The organism is Desulfovibrio faecalis, from assembly GCF_053570625.1.
In genome coordinates this window covers 3,490,340-3,507,196 of the sequence record NZ_JBRBQR010000001.1, presented here as the reverse complement: position 1 = coordinate 3,507,196, position 16,857 = coordinate 3,490,340, and the positions used below count along the sequence as shown (strand labels likewise).

At 54.1% G+C, this 16,857-nt stretch carries 11 protein-coding genes; 7 read left to right on the top strand and 4 right to left on the bottom strand.

Translation table 11 applies throughout. The annotated features are described in order from the left end of the window. Positions 1-30 precede the first annotated feature (30 nt). Both ACUZ79_RS15390 and ACUZ79_RS15385 read left to right on the top strand, forming a co-directional pair. Positions 31-1,163 (top strand): IS3 family transposase gene (locus ACUZ79_RS15390; protein ID WP_449250966.1). Its coding sequence is split into 2 segments (ribosomal slippage): positions 31-283 and positions 283-1,163, totalling 1,134 coding nucleotides; the frame shifts between segments, so codons are not numbered across the junction. A 378-nt stretch (positions 1,164-1,541) separates the two neighbouring features. Further along, complete coding sequence (locus ACUZ79_RS15385; protein ID WP_449250523.1) at positions 1,542-2,783, top strand: ISL3 family transposase; 1,242 nt, start codon at positions 1,542-1,544, stop codon at positions 2,781-2,783. 361 nt (positions 2,784-3,144) lie between these two features. On the opposite strand, the gene ACUZ79_RS15380 is transcribed toward ACUZ79_RS15385, so the two are convergent. Then, positions 3,145-4,107, bottom strand: a complete 963-nt coding sequence (locus ACUZ79_RS15380; RefSeq protein WP_449252120.1) for a hypothetical protein — start codon at positions 4,105-4,107, stop codon at positions 3,145-3,147. Positions 4,108-4,298: 191 nt separating this feature from the next. After that, positions 4,299-5,519, bottom strand: coding sequence for a tyrosine-type recombinase/integrase (locus ACUZ79_RS15375; protein ID WP_297148120.1), 1,221 nt, complete (start codon positions 5,517-5,519; stop codon positions 4,299-4,301). Positions 5,520-6,031: 512 nt separating this feature from the next. Here ACUZ79_RS15375 and ACUZ79_RS15370 point away from each other — a divergent pair. From ACUZ79_RS15370 to ACUZ79_RS15350, 5 genes are all read left to right on the top strand, one after another. Continuing rightward, positions 6,032-7,585: a type I restriction-modification system subunit M gene (locus tag ACUZ79_RS15370; protein WP_449252119.1), complete on the top strand. Its 1,554-nt coding sequence runs from the start codon at positions 6,032-6,034 to the stop codon at positions 7,583-7,585. Further along, on the top strand, positions 7,582-8,829 hold the full coding sequence (locus ACUZ79_RS15365) for a restriction endonuclease subunit S (protein WP_449252118.1): 1,248 nt from the start codon (positions 7,582-7,584) through the stop codon (positions 8,827-8,829). Before ACUZ79_RS15370 ends, ACUZ79_RS15365 begins: the two co-directional genes overlap by 4 nt. Beyond that, positions 8,826-12,038 carry a type I restriction endonuclease subunit R gene (locus tag ACUZ79_RS15360; protein ID WP_449252117.1) on the top strand — a complete coding sequence of 1,071 codons (3,213 nt, stop codon included), beginning with the start codon at positions 8,826-8,828 and terminating at the stop codon, positions 12,036-12,038. Before ACUZ79_RS15365 ends, ACUZ79_RS15360 begins: the two co-directional genes overlap by 4 nt. A gap of 279 nt (positions 12,039-12,317) precedes the next feature. Next, entirely contained in the window at positions 12,318-13,601 is a 1,284-nt protein-coding gene (locus ACUZ79_RS15355) for a molybdopterin molybdotransferase MoeA (RefSeq protein ID WP_449252116.1), read from the top strand. Positions 13,602-13,639: 38 nt separating this feature from the next. Then, positions 13,640-15,610, top strand: coding sequence for a molybdopterin biosynthesis protein (locus ACUZ79_RS15350; RefSeq protein WP_449252115.1), 1,971 nt, complete (start codon positions 13,640-13,642; stop codon positions 15,608-15,610). Between the two features lie 4 nt (positions 15,611-15,614). Here ACUZ79_RS15350 and ACUZ79_RS15345 read toward each other — a convergent pair whose 3' ends face one another. Then, on the bottom strand, positions 15,615-16,490 hold the full coding sequence (locus tag ACUZ79_RS15345) for a HesA/MoeB/ThiF family protein (RefSeq protein ID WP_449252114.1): 876 nt from the start codon (positions 16,488-16,490) through the stop codon (positions 15,615-15,617). Positions 16,491-16,501: 11 nt separating this feature from the next. After that, positions 16,502-16,741, bottom strand: a complete 240-nt coding sequence (locus ACUZ79_RS15340) for a MoaD/ThiS family protein (RefSeq protein ID WP_022657955.1) — start codon at positions 16,739-16,741, stop codon at positions 16,502-16,504. Positions 16,742-16,857: the final 116 nt, after the last annotated feature.

Here is a 16,857-nt window from a genome sequence, read left to right as displayed (position 1 = left end):
AGTTAGTGTTCCTGGCATAGGAGCACAAGAATGAAACGTAGCAGATTCACCGAAGAACAGATTATTGGGATATTGCGGCAAGCCGAGGCTGGCGTTCGCGTTGTCGATCTTTGCCGTCAGCATGGCATTTCGGATGCGACCTTTTACAAATGGCGCAGCAAGTTCGGTGGGATGAACATCTCTGACGCCAAGCGTTTGCGCCAGTTGGAGGAAGAGAACGCCCGGCTGAAAAGACTTGTGGGCGAACAAGCGCTTGATATCGTCGTCCTGAAGGACGTGATCTCAAAAAACTTTTGAGGCCCGCAGCCAACAGGGAAGCCGTGCATCACATTCAGACTGCGCATGGCTACTCAGAGCGGCGGGCTTGCCGAGTGATTCAGTTTAATCGCTGTTCAGCCAGACGGCCACCATCTGAGGACCGTGATCTTCTTTTGCGGACTCGGATGCTGGAACTGGCAAATGACAGGCGGCGTTTCGGTTCTCCGCGCTTGCACGAATTATTGCGTCGGGAAGAGCTGGTGCAGAACCATAAGCGGACAGAAAGGATTTACCAGGAAGAAAACCTTTCACTGCGTACCCGCAAGCGAGTGAAGCGTCCAAGCCATGCCCGTATTGTCCAGGCTGGCCCTGCTGGCCCAGATGAACAATGGGCGATGGATTTCGTAAGCGACTCCCTTATGGGTGGGCGACGCATCCGGATTTTGACAATTGCCGATCTGTGGGATCGTTCAAGCCCCGCACTCGAAGTGGATATGTCGTTGCCTGGAGTACGAGTTGTGCGCGTCCTTGAAAGACTACGCCTTCAAGGTCGGTTGCCACAGCGAATCAAGGTTGATAATGGGCCGGAATTTAGCGGTAAGGCCCTGGATACATGGGCTTTTGAGCATGGTGTGCAGATTGAGTTCTCTCGTCCGGGGAAGCCCACAGATAATGGGCACATTGAAAGCTTTAACGGAAAATTCCGGGATGAGTGTTTAAATCAGAACGTGTTTCTGTCCCTGCACGATGCCCGCAGGACAGTTGAAGCCTGGCGGCAGGATTACAACCAGCAGCGACCGCACAGCTCATTGGGCTGGCTGACGCCGGAAGAGTTCCGTGAAAAGAATATAACCTGCAACCCAGTGGGAACCACTAACTTACAAGTGGTATGCGCAGTGGGGTAAGGTCAAAACGAGCTGTTTTTTGACTCCATTTCGCGGATCACGCAGACGAGACAAGATTTGCAACATTGGGCCGCTAAATTGGACGTAACCGGGCACTAATACACAAGATGGGTTGGAGGCATTGGACTGACACGGCTGAACAACACAATGGATGTCAAATCCTGCATGGAAGCCCTAGAAGGGCCAGAGTAGTTAGGGGCTAGCACAACCATGAAACACGGACAAAGGGTTGCAACTTACCAGACTATGATAGGCGCAACGACTCAATGATGACGGACTGACTATCGCCAGAGACTGCAAAATAGTGGTTCTTCGTCGTTTGATGTGGAATTGACCGACCTCAATCAGTTTGGATAGCCCTCCTTTAGGAGGACTGCCATGCAAGCTGAAGAAATCTTTGCCTTGGGCCTCGGCCTCACGCCGCCCTGGAAAGTTATGAGCCAACGTCTTGATACCGACCATACGCCAACCAAGCTCCACCTGGAGATCGGTGCCGACCGCGGAGCGCTGTATCCGTGTCCCGAGTGCGGAGCCGCGTGCAAGGCTCACGACTTCAAGGAATTCACGTGGCGGCATCTCAACTTCTTCCAGCATCACTGTTACCTCACAGCCCGACTGCCGAGGATCAATTGCCCGGAACATGGAATCCGACGCGTCGAAGCCCCATGGGCCAGGGAAGGCAGCCGGTTTACCCTGCTTTTTGAGCAGGTTGTCATGAGCCTCGTTCGAGAGATGCCGGTCAATGCCGTAGCGCGTCATGTCGAGGTCACGGATACCCGCCTGTGGCGCATCGTCCATCACTATGTGGCCAAAGCCATCAATGCGCTGAACTTGAAAGACATCAAGGCCATCGGTCTGGATGAGACCGCGTCCAAGCGTGGGCACAATTACATCACCGTCTTCATTGACCTGGATCGTTCCGACAGGCCCGTGATCTTCGCGACTCCAGGTAAGGGCAAGGAATGCCTGACTCAGTTCTGCGCGTTCATTGAAGCCCATGAAGGCTGTCCTGAAAACATCGTCGAGGTAGTTTGCGACATGTCGCCTGCGTTCCTCTCCGCCGTCGAACAGAAGTTCAAGTCTGCCTCGGTGACAGTCGACTGGTTTCATGTCGTCCAACTCTTCACCAAGGCCGTCGATGACGTCAGAAAGCTTGAGGCCAGGCAGTCAAAGCTGCCGGACCACACCCGTTGGGCCGTACTCAAGGGCGCCGAGACAATACGCACGCAGAATCAGGAGAGTGCTCTCCTGGAACTCGTCGAGCAGGGCTTCGCTACCGCCAAGGCCTACCGTGTCAAAGAACTTCTGCGCTGGGTTCGACGGGCCGAATCGAAGCAGGCCGCCAAGTGGCGCATAACCCATTTTCTCAAGCATGCCGCCGAGTACGCGGCCGACTGCCCGCTATTGGAACCCGTGCGCGGAGCATTGGCCAGCTTTGAGAGGCATTTGCCGCGAATCCTTCATCGTTGGCATTCCTTGCACACCAATGCGAGGCTCGAAGGCTTCAATGGCCTGTTCCAGGCGGCAAGGGCCAGGGCCCGAGGATACCGGAACGTGGAGAACTTCATCACCATGGTCTACCTGATTGCGGCCCCGATTCAGGTCGTAGTGGCTTCATGAATTCCACATCAAACGACGAAGAACCAAAATAGTTGGATTGACAACGTTTATAGCGATGCTGCAGAGATTGGTTGAAATGGGAAGACCTTATTTGCAAAAACTGGAGACAGGCCGCTAGGCCCTCGAGGTACTTGGAGGTTGGCGTCGCTTCAATTATAAGCAGTAGTCGCATACCGCTTAGCCGATCACCTAAAGGACGTTTATTCTTGCCAGTTATACATTCTGCTGGTGGAAACTGTCTGAGAGCGTGGCCGTTAGTGACTCACTCATAATAAAAAAATTGAAGTTTAAGCAAAAATATAACTCAAAAAAATATTAGTGTTGAATAACTGCAGTATAAATACTTAAATTAACAATTTCCTTATTCATGAAGCCGATCAAGTCCATATTTACTATACAACTCATCCTCTATAGCTTTTTTAGCAGCCCTTTCTATCGTTTTATATGAATATTCAATGCCATACTTTTCTTTAAGATACTTTTCTCTCATTTTTTGTGAAAGATCCTTACCGTAGCATACATAGTAGCAACAAAGCCTTGTTTGATCTTGACCATGAGCACCACAGATCCCCCGCTCCCATTTTTCATGAATGGTTGCAGTATCTCCACAACGGCGCTCATCAAACCTTCTAATAATATCAGCATTCAAATTAATGCTATTATTTATATTAACACTCTCTATTTCAAATTTATTACTCTGAAAATTTAATATATTCATAGTGACATTACAACGATCACTTTTTATAATTTCAGGGAAACAATTTGAAATTTTTACCATATCAAGTGGAACTGGAAAAGTCAGCCCAGGGCCGTTATACTTATTTACTATCGTATTCATGATAGAATATGGGCTATTATTTTTTTTGACAATTGAATTAACCAATGAAAATTCATCAATACAGTGTGATTTCTTAGATTCATACATACTACTATCAATGGGATGCCATGGGCCATACCACAACAGTTTACATGTTAATTCTGTCGTCCACGTTTCGTACTGGAGCCAAGATTGCCATTTTTCCATAGCATCAAAATTTCTAAATGGTATTCCATTCTTTGAGAATCTAAATTTGCAAAAAAATCTTGAATCAATGCATGTTGTGGCAGCATTCCAACGTTCTTCTATTTCAAAATAATTTTTTGATGGGTATATCTGGGGAATATCATCTGGAATAACACCCATTCCAATTTTTTTTAATTTTACATCAGATGTAGTCACAAACATATATATATCATTCAAGCGTTCAGTATCCCATCCTGGCAATATATTTGTATGATTTATGCAACTATCATCATAGCAATAAATAACATCATCAGTGTTCATTGCCCTCCCCCCCTTAAATACCCACTTATTTTTAAAATCTGTGAAAATGTATTTTACGACTTAATGCCCAACCCTTTAACCAGGCATTCAAATAAATCATATTAAAGGTGTGACATCCTCCGTTGAGATTTCGCTCCAAGCAAAAAAATAACCTGTGCCATTTCTTATCCCAGTCATTTTTGCGCTATACGTTATCCCAGCACACCCTGCAGCACTAACGTGGCTGCTTGCATATTGTCGGGAGTAAGATGACTATAACGCTGCGTCATCTTCATATCGCGATGCCCCATAAGCTGTGCCAACGTAAACATGGGTGTGCCTGCTTGGGCAAGCCAAGATGCAAATGTATGCCTAAGCGTATGAAATACCACACGCTGCCGGGCATCATCTATCTCAATGGCTTTGCCTTCAGCGTCAACCTCTCCAGTATCATTCAAGCCTAATTCACGCACCGCATTCTGAAAAGAATCTGATACTTGTACTCTTCGCTTACCCGTCACAGAAGGAAATACAAGAGCTGTTTTATGTTGACCTTTATTTCTACTGCATAGCATTTCTCGGACTTCTTGTGTCATATAAGCATGGCGACTATTAGTATTTTTAGGGTCACGGATGTACAAATTTCCGTGTTCAAAATCCACATCGCCCCATGTCAAAGCATGAATTTCCCCTGCCCTTAATCCAGCGAACAGAGACAGCAACGCAGTGTCGTGCACATCTTGAGAACGCGACTTTAAGCCATCAAGTAGCATACGAGCTTCCTCTCGCGTCAGGAATCGAACACGCCGGTTATCCACTTTGGGTTTCTTAATTCGGCGAGTGGGACTATCCCCTTGAACAAAACCGCGCACCGAAGCATAGTTCCATACTTGAGAAACAACAGCTAACGCATAGCGGATACTAGCGGCACTTTTACCCATCTGTTGCATGTTCATGGCTATCTTCTCCACCAGTGCACTTGTAACCCGCTGCAAAGGGATCTCGCCCAATATTGGACGAATCCAATTTTTAAAGAGATGCTTTTCGCTGTGTATGCTCATGCTTTTTTTGGTTGCCTCGGCATACGGTAAATATTCCGCATCCCAAAACTCCAAAAAGGTTGTTGCAGCCAAGGAAGCTGCATGCGCAGATTCCCTCTCTTGCATTATTTTTGCTTCATTGGAAATTTTCATTTCTGCCAAGGTCTGCGGCCCCCTTCCAGTGCGAATGGCTTCGCGCAATTCAGATAGCAAACCGAACGCTTTTTCAGCAGTCATCTTTTCAGAGGCCCACCCCGCGACCTCCTCTTTGTCCTTGCCATTCAACTTGTATCGAATGGAGAAACAGCGATCGAGACGAACACCATGCTTGCGTGTTGCATGTTCCCGATAGCGCACTCCGAGGAAATTTGTTTTATGCCAAGCAACTGCCATAGACGCCTCCTGCTTATCCCGCCCTTATCCCGCTATCACAGCAGAAGTAACGGTATAACTTAGTATAAAGTGGTAAGCAAATAATTGCAAATTAGCCTGTATTGTCAGCCTGTTCAGTAAACTTTAGTAAGTCCTGGTAACTATTTACTGATGGACTGTTAATCACTAGGTTGGCGGTTCAAGTCCGTCTCGGGGAGCCAAAAGAAAGTAAGCCCTTGCAGCTAATAGCCGCGAGGGCTTTTTCTGTTTCTATGTGTTTTATCCCGCTATTTCAGGTTATGGAGGAGTATGAAGGGGTAATATGTGAAGCGCCAAACTGTAGCCGCATGTCGTCTATTGTCGGTGCTGGCGAATATCGCGCCATACCAATTCAGGCATACCACGCCACGCCCTCGCCAGTTTGGGGTCAATTTTATCAACTGATTGGCTTGCCCCGCCCCCCTCCTCACTGCTAGGCTCCTTGGTAACCTATTGACGCATCTAACCACTTTTACAAATTTGCAGACCATCAAATGACTATCGACTTCAATCAAATTGAATCCCGCCTCTGGGCTGCTGCCGACCAGTTGTGGGCCAACACCGGGCTGAAGCCCGCCGAATTTTCCAATCCAGTGCTTGGGTTGATCTTTTTGCGCTACGCGGAAAAAAAATTTCTGGAAGCTGAAGCCGCATTGGTCGAGAAGGGGCTGGACGCTTCCGAGATCGAGAAATTCGACTATCAGGCGGAGGGAGCGCTTTACCTGTCTGACAATGCCCGCTTCTCCTACCTGCTGGCATTGGCAGAAGGGCAAGACGTTGGCAAAGCCGTTAATGAAGCCATGGCGGCTGTGGAGCTGGAGAACGAAGAACTGAAGGGCGTGCTGCCCCGCTCCTACGCCAAGCTCCCCAATACCGTTCTGATCGAGTTGTTGCGCCTGATGGACAGCCTCGGGGAAATCGAAGGTGACGCCTTCGGGACAATTTACGAATACTTCCTCGGCAAGTTCGCAATGGCTGAAGGGCAAAAGGGCGGCGTATTCTACACGCCCACCAGCATCGTCAAACTGATCGTCGAGATCATTGAACCCTTCCACGGCAAAATTTTTGATCCGGCCTGCGGTTCCGGGGGTATGTTTGTTCAGAGTGCCGCCTTCGTACAGCGCCGCAACAAGCGCGCCAGCGAAGAACTCACCGTCTTTGGCACCGAAAAGGCCAACGACACGGTGAAACTCGCCAAAATGAACCTTGCGGTGCATGGCATCTCTGGGGACATCCGGGAAGCCAACACCTACTACGAAGACCCGCACAAGGCGCTTGGCAAGTTCGACTTTGTGATGGCGAACCCGCCCTTCAACGTCTCGGGTGTCGATAAAGAGCGCGTGAAGGATGACCCAAGGTTCCCCTTTGGCATCCCGACCACGGACAACGCCAACTACCTCTGGATTCAGCACTTCTACACCGCCCTGAACAAAACGGGCCGCGCTGGCTTTGTTATGGCGAACTCGGCGGGGGATGCGCGGGGAGCGGAACTGGAAATCCGCAAAAAGCTGATCCAGAGCGGCGGCGTGGATGTGATCGTTTCGGTCGGTCCCAACTTCTTCTACACCGTGACCCTGCCATGCACCCTGTGGTTCTTCGACAAGGCGAAAGCCAAGGGCGAGCGCAAGGATCAGGTGCTGTTCATTGATGCGCGGAGCATCTATCGGCAGGTCAGCCGGGCAATCCGCGACTTCCTGCCGGAGCAGATCGAATTTCTCTCCAACATCGTGCGGCTGTGGCGTGGTGAGACGGTCCAAACTGGTGCAGGCAGTCAGGAGATGCTCCAACAGCATTTCCCGGAGGGGGCCTATCGGGACATCGCTGGTATGTGCAAGGTGGCGACGCGGGCGGACATTGAAGGCCAAGGATGGAGCCTGAATCCGGGGCGGTATGTTGGGGTTGCAAATCTTACGGCTGATGACTTTGACTTTGCAGAGCGTTTGGGAACTTTGACTGAAGAGCTCGAAGTTCTCAATACCGAGGCAATACAGCTTCAAGAGGTTATTTCTGATGCCGTCTCAAAATTGATTGATGGTGTAGCGCCATGAGTATGCAGGAGCTCTCTCTTGGCAAAATATGTGATCAAGGTGGCGGTATTGTCCGTACTGGCCCTTTTGGCTCTCAATTGCACGAATCCGATTACTCTGACAGCGGAACCCCAGTTGTGATGCCCAAAGACATCATCGAAGGCAAAGTTTCCGAGAAATCGATTGCCCGAGTTGGGCAAGAGCATGTAGATCGCCTGATCCAGCATAGATTGCTGCCAGGCGACATCGTGTACGGACGAAGAGGCGATATAGGAAGACAAGCCCTTATTCGTGATCGAGAATCAGGCTGGCTCTGTGGGACAGGATGCCTTCGCATTACGCTGGGCAAAGGCCAAGTCGATCCCAAATGGCTACATTACTACCTGAGGGATCAGGGAGTAATTGCCTTCATTGCCCAACAAGCCATTGGCGCAACAATGCCCAACTTGAATACTTCAATACTTCGTAACATCCCAATCCGATTTCCAGAACGCTCTACCCAACGTCGCATCGCCTCCATCCTGTCTGCCTACGACGACCTGATCGAAAACAACACGCGGCGGATCGCCATCCTTGAAGAAATGGCCCGGCGAATCTATGAGGAATGGTTTGTCCGCTTCCGTTTTCCGGGACATGAGCAGGTAAAGATGGTGGAGTCGGAACTGGGAATGATCCCGGAGGGATGGACTGTTCATCCTCTACAGAATATCGCAACGGTCACGATGGGCCTGTCGCCAAAAGGAGAGAGCTACAACACGAATGGTGATGGGATTCCGTTAATTAACGGCCCGGTGGAATTTGGTGATCGCTTCACTATGTGTGTTAAATGGACCACTGCACCGACAAAGCTTTGCTCCGCCGGAGATTTTATTATTTGCGTGAGAGGCTCAACCACAGGCAAATATGTGAAGAGTGACGGTGTGTATTGCCTGGGTAGGGGCGTCTGCGCGATCAAGAGCACTTGGCAGTGCTTTGTGGATCAGATGTTCATGCATCAGCTACCCATACTTTTGGCTCAAACAGGTGGATCGACATTCCCAAGCTGGAATGGGCCGCAACTCAAGCTTCATCCTGTTCTTCTTCCAAGTATTGACCTACTATCTCGTTTCGAGAGCCTTGTTCAGCCAATGAATGCGACGGTACTGAACTATTCCCGGAAAAACGCCAACCTCCGCGCCACCCGCGACCTCCTGCTCCCAAAGCTTATCTCCGGCGAACTCGACGTTTCTTCCCTGCCCGAACCCGAGGAGGTCATCACGGCATGACTCACACTCTCACAGCCAAGGAAGTATTAGCCACTTACGGGGAACTCCCCCTGGTCGAGCTACACGCAATCACCTGCTTTGCATCCCTTGGCTGGGAGACGGCCAACCTCTACAACGAGGCCTTCGGGCCGAACGGCACGGAAGGCCGCACGTCTGCCGCCGAGGTCATCCTTGTGCCTCGTCTTCGCAAGACGCTGGAGCGCATCAATCCCGGCTATCCGGCTACTGCCTATGATCAGGCCATCGAGCAACTGACAGAGGATCGCTCCACGCAGATTCCGGTCAATGCCAATCAGGCTTTTTACAAGCTGCTGCGGGACCGGGTGAAGGTTGAGATTGCAGACGACGATGGCAACCCGCAGACGGTTGAACTTTCTGTCATTGACTGGAGCAACCCAGAGAACAACGACTTCTTCCTTGCCCAGCAGATGTGGGTGTCTGGGGAGATGTACAAGCGCCGCTGCGACCTGCTCGGCTTTGTCAACGGGATGCCCCTGATCTTCATCGAACTGAAGGGCCCGCATGTTCCCCTGAAGTCCGCCTATGACGACAACCTGAAGGACTACAAGGGGCAGAGCATCCCGCAGCTCTTCCATCCCAATGCATTCATTCTGCTGTCCAACGGCACGCAAACCCGTGTGGGCACCCTGACCAGCCCCTGGGAACATTTTTTTGAATGGCGGCGGATTGATGATGAAACCGAGGCGGGTTCAACTGGTCTGGAGACCGCCATTCGCGGGCTCTGCCACAAGCGGCGACTGCTTGACATTGTGGAGAACTTCACCCTGTTCGAGTTGGCGCGCGGTGGCCTGATCAAAAAGGTAGCCAAAAACCACCAGTACCTGGGTGTGAACAAGGCCATTGCCCAGATGATCATGCTGCGGGAAGCCGGGGATGCGGAAGCCGCCAAAAAGCTCGGCGTATTCTGGCACACGCAGGGGAGCGGAAAGAGCCTTTCCATGGTGTTCTTCACCCAGAAGATTCTTCGCACCCTGCCCGGCAAGTGGACCTTTGTGATCGTCACTGACCGCGCCGAACTGGACGATCAAATCTACAAGACCTTCACGGCAACCGGGGCAATCACGGGGGCGGAAGTACAGGCCAGCAGCGGGGACAACCTGAAACTGCTGCTGTCGCAGGATCACCGCTACGTCTTCAGCCTGATCCAGAAGTTCCACACGGACAAAGGCGTGGCCTACCCGCAGATTTCGGACCGCAGCGACATCATCGTAATCACGGACGAAGCCCACCGCAGCCAGTACGACATCTTCGCGCTGAACATGCGCAATGCCCTGCCCAACGCCGCCTTTCTCGGCTTTACCGGGACACCGCTGATTGCCGGGGAGGAAGAACGTACCCGCGAAGTATTCGGCGACTACGTTTCGGTCTATGACTTTGCCCGATCCATCGAGGATGGGGCCACGGTGCCGCTCTACTACGAAAACCGCACGCCGGAACTTCAGATCACCAACGAAAACCTGAACAGGGATATCGAAAATCTCCTTGAAAAGGCTGAACTGGACGAAGCTCAGGAAAAGAAGCTGGAGCGGGAATTTGCCCGCGAGTACCACCTGATTACCCGCAATGAGCGGCTGGAGACCATCGCCGCCGATCTGGTGAAGCATTTTCTCGGTCGAGGCTATCGTGGCAAGGCTATGATGATCTGCATCGACAAGGCCACGGCTGTGCGGATGTACGACAAGGTGCAAGCCCTCTGGAAGCAACAGATGGCTGATCTGCAAAAGCAGATGAAAACAGCCGCCGGGGATGCCAGAGAAGTGCTCGCCGAAAAAATCATGGTCATGCAGAGCACCGATATGGCCGTGATTGTGTCGCAAGGCCAGAACGAAGTTGAAGACCTCAAGGCCAAGGGGCTGGATATCGTTCCGCACCGGCAGCGTATGCTGCGCGAGGACCTGGACGAAAAATTCAAAGACCCCGACAGTTCCCTGCGTCTGGTCTTCGTCTGTGCCATGTGGATTACAGGTTTTGATGTGCCGACCTGCTCGACCCTGTACCTCGACAAGCCGATGCGGAACCACTCCCTGATGCAGACCATCGCTCGGGCCAACCGCGTGGCGCCGGGCAAGAGTGCCGGTTTGATCGTCGATTATGTGGGCATCTTCCGTAACCTTCAGGATGCCCTGCGCATCTACGCCAAACCCAATCAGCCGGGGCAGATGCCCATCAAGGACAAGGCGGCTCTGGTGGCACAACTGAAGGAGCTGCTGAAAAAAACGGAAACTTTCTGCGCGGGTATGGGCATTGACCTGATGGCGATTGTAAGCACCCCGCTGGAAAATCGCCTGGAAGCCCTGCAAAAAGCCATGGATGTGATCCTTGAAGCCGGGGAAGACAAGGTCAAGGCATACCTGCTCCTGGCTGGTCAGGTGGCCAGAACCTTCAAGGCGATCCTTCCCGATGCCGAGGCCAACGCTTACGCCCCCATGTCTGTTCTGGTGGCTTACCTCGGGGCAATGATCAAGGCGCTGCGTCCTACCCCTGACATCTCCGGGGTGATGAGCGACCTGGATGCTCTGCTGGATGACTCCATTGCAACCGAGGGATACCGCATCGGGGACCGCCCGGCGGCTGAAGCCCTGATCGACCTCTCGCAGATCGATTTTGCCGCTCTCCAACAAAAGTTCGCGATGGGTAAGAAAGCTACCGAGACCGAAAAACTGAAGGGGCAGATCGAGAAAAAACTGGAGAAGATGGTTCGGGAGAACAAGGGACGGATCGACTTCATGGAGACGTTCAAAAAGCTGATCGACAGCTACAATGCTTCCAGCCATAACCTTGAGGCATTCTTCAAGGATCTGATGGATTTTGCCCAGAACCTGACGGACGAGGAACAACGGTCACACCGGGAGAACCTCACCGAGGAGGAACTGGCCATTTTCGACCTGCTGACACAGCCAGAGCCGGAACTGAGCGACAAAGAAAAAGGCGAGGTCAAAAAGGTTGCCAAGGATCTTCTCGCCAAGCTGAAAGCCGAAAAACTGGTGCTGGACTGGCGGCTGAAGACCCAGACCAAGGCAGATGTGGAACGAACCATCCGGGACTTCTACATCAAGCTGCCGATGGCCTACACGCCCGACCTGAAAAAGGACAAACGGGTGAAGACATACGCCCATATCTACGAAAACTACTTTGGGGCGGGACAGAGCATCTACCAGCAAGCCCCAGGCACCGTGTCTTGTGCGTGACGGTATTTTTTTAGATCGCGTTACCCAATGGCCAGTGGATGCTGATCGCCGGGAAGCGGCTCTTGTTTCTGAGGTGACGGGGTATTGCGGCAAGTCAAATCCGTACCCGGACTTCCGCACCGAACGATAGAAGCATCAGGCTTTTCTTATTTTTTACATTCACACCAGCGGGTGCCCAACCCGACAATTTCATTTCACCCGTCCGTATTGCCCTTTACTCTGGTTTGGGCCAATATCCAGACAGTTATACACCGTCGCGCACATGAACCGGAGGGCCGGGTGAAGCCTTTTTTGACCTTGCAATCAGTTGAAGCGGTGCTTGAGCATATTCGGGCATTTCCCCTTTTGAGTGAAGAGCGCGTCCCGTTGGACGATGCCCTTGGTCGCGGCCTTGCCCAATGCTTTTCGGCAACAGAAGACCTGCCCGGATTTGATCGCTCCACCGTTGACGGTTTCGCCTGCCGCGCCCGCGATGTTTTTGGCGCGCAGGAGGGCAACCCTGCTCTGGTGGAATGCGTGGCCGACTGCCGCATGGGCGAGGTGCCGGACATCAATCTTGAAGAAGGACAGACCGCGCGCATTCTCACCGGGGGCATGCTGCCGCAGGGCGCGGATTGCGTGGTGATGGTTGAATACTCCCGCCCGGCGGGCGGCAATCTCATTGAAATTACCCGCAGTCAGGCCCCGGGCGACAATGTTATTTTTCGCGATGATGACGCAACCGCTGGGGCTTTGCTGCTGCAAGCCGGGCACCGCCTGCGCCCTCAGGACATTGGCCTGCTGGCGGCTTTTGGCGTGGTGGATGTGGACGTACGCCGCAAACCGCTGGTTGCCGTGCTCTCTACGGGCGACGAGGTTGTGCCCAGTTCCGCGACTCCGCCGCCGGGCAAAATCCGCGACATCAACGCCCACAGCATTGCAGCCCTTTGCCGCGAGGCTGGCGCGCAGGCCGTGAGAGCCGGGATTGTCAACGATGACGCCGCCAAACTCAAAGCAGCAGTAACCCAGCTTGCAGAAACACATGACGTGGTGGTGGTTTCCGGCGGTTCCTCAGCGGGCATGCGCGACCACACCGTGGAAATTTTTGAGTCTCTGCCTCAGGCTCAGTTGCTGGTGCACGGGGTCGCCATCAGCCCCGGCAAACCCTTTATTCTGGCTAGGGCCGTAGTCAACGGGCGCACAGTCTGCCTTGTGGGCCTGCCCGGTCACGTCACCAGCGCGCTTGTCTGCGCCCGCGTATTTCTTGCCCCCTTGCTGGAGCACCTTCAAGGGCATGCCAGTTCCGCAAAGCTGCCGCAGGTTCCCGCTGTGCTTGCACGTTCTGTAGCTTCCGCACAGGGCAGACGCGACTATCTGCGCGTAAAACTGTGCCCCCTGCCCTGCCAGCCCCCCACGCGGGCACCGTCAGATAAAAATCTGCAACCGCTGTACGAGGCGGAACCCATCATGGGCGCATCGGGCCTTATTTCTGGCATTGCTGCGGCAGACGGCCTCATGGTCTGCCCTGAAAACCGCGAAGGCTACGATGCGGGCGATACCGTTATGGTGGAACTTTTTCGCTAGACCAGCCCGCGTCTGGCACTATTGCTGGGAGAATTATCTTGAAGCGCAACACATATCTGACTCTGCTTCCCCCGGAAGAAGCCCGCGCCAACTGGTTTTCATGCCTTGACGCCAAAGCCTTCGCCCTTGGCGAGGAACGCATCCCTCTGGCGCAGGCCCTGCGCCGCGTGCTCAGCAGGCCCGTGGCGGCCCTGCGTTCATCCCCGGCCTTTCACGGCGCGGCAATGGACGGCATCGCCGTACATGCGGAGGATACCTTCACCGCCTCGGCCCGTACCCCATTGCGTCTCAAAATTGGCGAACAGGCCCACTGGATCAACACAGGGCACCCCTTGCCGCTGGGCTGCAACGCCGTGGTGATGATGGAGAATATCAATACCGAGACTGAAAAGGATTCTCAGGGCGAATCGCAGTGGGCCGTTATAGAAAAGGCCGCCTTTCCCTGGCAGCACGTGCGCAAAATGGGTGAAGACATGGTGGCTACAGAGATCATCCTGCCGCCTGGAACGTGCATTGGTCCCTACGACCTTGGCGCGCTGGCGGCAGGCGGCGCGCTTGAAGTACCGGTATTCCGCCGCCCCCGCGTTTCCATCATCCCCAGCGGGTCGGAAATTGTGCCGCTGGTGGATGCGCGGGAGGAAGATCTGCGCGCAGGCCGCGTGCTGCCAGAATTCAATTCACTGATTTTTTCGGCCATGATTACGGAGGCCGGGGGTGAAGCCGCCACCCTGCCTGTGGTTCCTGACGACCCAGAGGCTATCCGCGCGGCCATTGTCAGCGCCATTGCAACTGCCGACATGGTTATTCTCAACGCCGGGTCTTCGGCTGGCAGCCACGATTTTACGGCCCATGTGCTTGGGCAGATGGGTACAGTGGTGACGCACGGGATTTCAGTCATGCCGGGCAAACCCACGGTGCTGGCGGTAGTCAACGGCAAGCCCGTGGTAGGTGTGCCTGGGTATCCCGTTTCTGCGGGCATATCCATGGAAGAATTTGTTCTGCCCCTGTTGGCCCTGTGGCAAAAACGGGCCATGAGCGAGCGGCAGAAGATCACGGCGGTACCCTGCAATCCCCTGCCCTCGCGCCCCGGTATGGAAGAACGGTTGCGGGTCAAACTGGGCTGCGTAGGCGATACGGTTGTTGCCGTGCCCCTGCCGCGCGGCGCTGGCACCATAACCAGCCTCAGCCGGGCTGACGGCATCATTCGCATTCCGCGCGACAGCGAAGGCTGCAATGCAGGGGAACCCGTTACTGTCGAGCTGCTGCGCCCCGCCACGGCCCTTGCGGGCGCACTGCTTGCCATTGGCAGTCACGACAACACGCTTGACCTGCTGGACAGCATGCTGCGCAAGGCGCATCCGCAGTTCCGGCTCACCTCGGCCCATGTGGGTTCGCTGGGCGGCATCATGGCGCTCAAGCGCGGGCAATGCCATCTGGCGGGCAGTCATCTGCTCGACCCGGCAAGTGGCGTATATAACCGCAAGGCCATTGAAGATAACCTGGAAGAACCCACTGTGTTGCTGCGTCTGGTGGACAGGGAACAGGGCATTCTGACCGCGCCCGGTAACCCCCTTGGCATCAACAGCATTGAAGACCTCGCCAAGCCGGGGGTGCGCTTCATCAACCGCCAGCGCGGCAGCGGAACCCGCGTGTTGCTCGACTACCGCCTGAGTCGCCTTGGCATCGCGCACACAAGCATCAACGGATACCGCGACGAGGAATATACGCACATGAACGTTGCTGCCGCAGTGCTTTCTGGCCGGGTGGATGCAGGCCTTGCCGTGCGTGCTGCGGCCAATGCGTTGGGCCTGCCATTCACGCCCATCGGTGTTGAAGAATATGATCTGGTCATTCCCCGCCGTTTTTTTGATGGGGATGCGGTTCAGGCCCTGCTGGATGTTATCCGCAGCAAGGCCTTCCGCCAGACAGTGGAAGGCATGGGCGGTTACGGCACGGAAAAAACCGGGCAGATTATCTGGGAATACGCCGGGAAACAGGGCGTGGAATGAACGGTTAGGCCTTACCCGCCCAATCAAAACGCTCCATTTCCGGCACCGAGAGGTCGAGATGGTACAGGGCGCTGCTGGCTTTGCGGCTCAAAATGGCCTGCAGAGCCAGCTTGGCCATGAGGCAGGCAACCGAAGCCGGGGCCAGCGCGCCAACGCCTTCGCGCCGTGCATGCTCAAGCTCGTTGTCGCTCTGCCCTTGCGGGTAAAGCTCCTCAAGCCGCGCCTGCGGGCCTGAGTTGGCGTAGCAAAAGCCTTCTTCGCGCAGTACGGAACCGTGGATGAATGGCACGCCAGCAGCAAGAGCTGCCCTTTCCAGGGCTGTTTTGGCGCTGATGTTGTCCAGACAATCCAGGGCCACGTCCATACCAGCCACAAGATCGGACAGATTGCCCGCATCTGCCACTAATCCAAGAGCTTCAGTCTCCACGTGGCTGGCAATATCCGCCAGGGCATTGCGCACAACGCAGACCTTGCGCTGCCCCAGCACACGCTCTGTACAGAACCGCTGGCGGTTGAGATTGCTTTCGTCAAACACGTCGTTATCCACAAGCCGTATGCCGCCTACGCCGGAGCGGGCCAGCAGTTCGGCCACGTGCCCCCCCAGACCGCCGCAGCCCAGCACAAGCACGCGGCTTTGCAGCAGCCGCGTCATTTCTTCCGCTGTGACCAGCCCGAAATTCCGGCGAAAGCGCTCCGGCCAGATGCTCCGCCCCAACAGGTAAATCATGGCGGCGCGTAGCGTCAGAGCCTGGGACGCGGCCCAAAGGCGCAAGCCCTCAAGGCTCACGAACAGTGTTTCCTGCGTATTGCCAGCAGATTTTGTCTGGTATCTTGCCCGGATATAAGGGCTGAAGAACTGGTGCAGATCAGATATTGTCATGGTCAACTGGCCTAGCCTCCTCCGACAGCCGGAAAATAGGCAATACGGTCTCCGTCGCGCATGAGATCACTCACCTTCTGCTGGCGTCCGTTGACCATGACAATTTTTATGTCTTGCGGCGGCAATCCCAGATGTTGCGCCAACTGGGCCACGGTGCTGCCCTCCGGCATTTCCACCTGCAAACCTGTTTCCGGCACGTAGTCCGGCACATAGTCACGTAGGGTGGTGCTCAGCTTAACGGTCAGTTTCATGGACGCTCCTTGACCTCATAAGGTCTTGTCCAGTTATGCCCGCCCTGTCCGAAAACAGTCAAGCCAGCCGGGGCGCACGCCATGGCGCCGCCGTAAAACAAAATCTCTAGCCCCCG